Here is a 2,905-nt window from a genome sequence, read left to right as displayed (position 1 = left end):
GGAAAAACTCAGTTTTTTCCAACAGTTTCAATTGTGGTGGAGTGGACTGTTAAGGACAATCCGCTTGTTTTTACCATCAAATTTGTCAACAAAGTTATCAGATACAGCTTTGACGGGAATTGTTACTGGAATTGCTGTAATTATCGTTTGGACAACTGCGAGTGTCTTTACTGGTAAACCTACTGAAGTAGCAACAGTTCCACCCGTTGAAGAGGTTCCTGCACCAACACCGACACCAACGATAACTACTCCACCTGAGTCAGTTGTACCCGAACCACAACCGCCACAGCCACCAGAGGAAATTACGCCGCCGCCAGAAGTAGAAACTCCGCCACCACCAACGCCGGAACCCGAACCAATTCCCACGCCAACGCCAGCCATAGAATTAACACCAGAACAAGCCTTGATTGCGGCTATTGAAAATCAGGTAGCCGAAATTAGCGATCGCATTGCCTCTGGTCTGATAAAGTCAATTCAAGCCAACTTCCGCACCAGCAATCTTACGGTCAAAATTAGTGACGATTGGTACACTCTCAAAGAATCTCAGCAGGACAAATTAGCTGCAAAGATATTACAACGCTCTCAAGAACTTGATTTTACCCATTTAGAAATTATCGACTCCCAAAATAGGTTGATAGCGCGTAACCCAGTTGTTGGTACTGAGATAGTAATTTTTAAACGGCAAACAGCAAGTTAAGCCAATTTGCAATACTTCGGCTTACCTCGGCTTCGCTCGGCACAAGTCGCGGTTCCTGAGCGTAGTCGTTGGCGCAGCCTCTCGTAGAGAAGGGCAGTACAAGTTCGCAATTACGTTTTGTGACGGGGATTTAGATTTAGGCTTCCATTCGCGCTGCTTGATAATTGCTCTTTACTTTAACCCCCAAACTTTGTTAAAAATTAGCACTGCATATTTTTAGGATAATTTGTCTTACACAGAGGGAATGAAATTTTTTAGTCTTCAATGCCTAAATTTCATCCCTTGTTTATGCAACGCTCTAAAAATCATATATTGCGAAAAATATAAATCATTCACGTTTTTAGATCAAGAATAAGATGTGTTTCTAAAACATTATTCTCCACTGTAAACTTACCGAAAAACTGTTGCGTTATCTAGCAAATAGGTGTATTCTACAGAATGGCTTTTATCAAAAGCTTAAACAAAAGATAATTTCAGCACATCATAGAAAAGCTGAGTTGATATTCATCAATTTCAGCCAAATATATAGATGTTCTGAATTCATGTAAACACTTTTTTAGGACATTTCACTTCAAGTATTTATGTTAGATAATGTTTCGCTATTGCTCCAAGCTTGTAAAAACTTAAATATCAGCTATGAAATTTTTCAACCTGCTGAAAACTTAATAAAAATTCAACTCAATAATAAACAGCATTATTTTTGTAACTATAGCACTCCGTTAATTAATCAAGCAGTAGCGAAAATCATAAAAGACAAGGAATACACTTACCATATTTTAAAGCAAAAAGTTAAACTTCCTCGAACAGTAGGTTTTCTTTCTCCTTTTTGTGACATTCAATATAAAATTTATTTAAAATTTCCAAGTATTCAAGATATCGTATTAGAGATTAAAGAAAAATTTGAAACACCAGTGATTGTGAAAAGGAATTCTGGCTCTGGTGGACATAATGTTTTTTTATGCCAGAATACAGATGAAATTGAAACTGCTGTAAAAGAGATTTTTAATATTAATCACAAGTATGATTACGTTGCGATCGCTCAAGAATTTATTCACATTAAATCTGAATATAGAGCGGTTTTCTTAAATAGAGAGTTAGTTTTGCTTTATCAAAAAGATATAACTGATGCAAAATTTACAGGTAATCTCAGTCCTTTGCACTGGGATGGTGCAAAAGCAAAGTATATTAACGATCCACAAATATTGTCAGAGATTGCTAATTTTGCTAAACCAGTTTTTGAAGAGTTAGACCTTGATTATGGTGGTTTAGATATAGTCTTAGATCGAGATAACCAATATTGGTTGATTGAAGTCAATTCTCACCCAAATTATAGTATTTTCACTAGAGATAATGGAGAGGAGCTTGTGTTGAGAATTTTTGAAAAAATGCTTATTAGCCTAGCCTCAAATTAACAATTCAAAACTTGTACTGAGCTTGTCCTGAGCGGCTTGCCCTGAGCGTAGTCGAAGGGAGCCGACTTGTACTGAGCGGCGTCGAAGTAAGGGCGTAGCCGAAGTATTCAAAACTTGTACTGAGCAAGTCGTTGTATTCAAACATTTTAGACATTTCAGACGGAAACTTCGCGTAGCCGAAGTACGGGGATTTAAACCCCGACTGAAACTGCTGCTACATATAGATGTAGGGATCTTAAACCCTTGAACTTACGATAAAAAATTCAGTGCTTTGGTTAGCTAATATAGCGGTTTGCAGTTGAGTCCAATACACACCTAACCCCCAACCCCTTAAGAGCAAGGGAAGGGGAGTAAGACTCCTAACTCCTAACTCATCACTCTCATCGCCTGAGTTGGTATCCATACAGTAAAAATTGAGCCAATACTTACAGTGGATTCTACTTCAATTCGTCCCCGATGGAGTTCCACAAGTTGTTTAGTTAAAGCCAGTCCAAGTCCAGTACCTTCGTAGCGGCGGCGATAGGGTGTATCGAGTTGCTGAAATTTCTCAAACAATAATGGTAATTGTTCATCAGGAATGCCAATCCCAGTATCTTCCACTTGAAAAATAGCCGTATCATCTTCCATCCAAAGACGTAAGGTAACGCTGCCACTTTCGGGGGTAAATTTAATCGCATTAGTTAACAGATTCCAGAGAATTTGTTCTACTCGTTCTCCATCGGCGGTAAAGCGATCGCGCCTGGGATCGATTTGCAAATCCAGGTTGAGATTAATTTGTTCACTGATTGCTTTTTTT

The 2,905-nt window shown here is 38.4% G+C and carries 3 protein-coding genes; 2 read left to right on the top strand and 1 reads right to left on the bottom strand.

All coding sequences use genetic code 11. The annotated features are described in order from the left end of the window. Both LC574_RS33955 and LC574_RS33950 read left to right on the top strand, forming a co-directional pair. Positions 1 to 697: hypothetical protein (locus LC574_RS33955; protein WP_229458001.1), on the top strand; the 697-nt coding region annotated here is incomplete at its 5' end. Between the two features lie 581 nt (positions 698 to 1,278). Further along, positions 1,279 to 2,109: a RimK family alpha-L-glutamate ligase gene (locus LC574_RS33950; RefSeq protein ID WP_229458000.1), complete on the top strand. Its 831-nt coding sequence runs from the start codon at positions 1,279 to 1,281 to the stop codon at positions 2,107 to 2,109. Positions 2,110 to 2,475: 366 nt separating this feature from the next. Here LC574_RS33950 and LC574_RS33945 read toward each other — a convergent pair. Next, the coding region (locus LC574_RS33945) for an ATP-binding protein (protein ID WP_267871770.1) at positions 2,476 to 2,905 on the bottom strand (430 nt) is incomplete at its 5' end.

The sequence above is a fragment of the Nostoc sp. CHAB 5715 genome, assembly GCF_020829685.1.
Classification (GTDB): Bacteria; Cyanobacteriota; Cyanobacteriia; order Cyanobacteriales; family Nostocaceae; genus Nostoc.
Note: the sequence above shows the minus strand (reverse complement) of the source record. Positions and strands in the feature narration are given on the sequence as shown.

Excerpts from the sequence above, each read along its gene's own strand:
- LC574_RS33950 (WP_229458000.1), top strand. The coding sequence starts at position 1,279 with ATGTTAGATAATGTTTCGCTATTGCTCCAAGCTTGTAAAAACTTAAAT.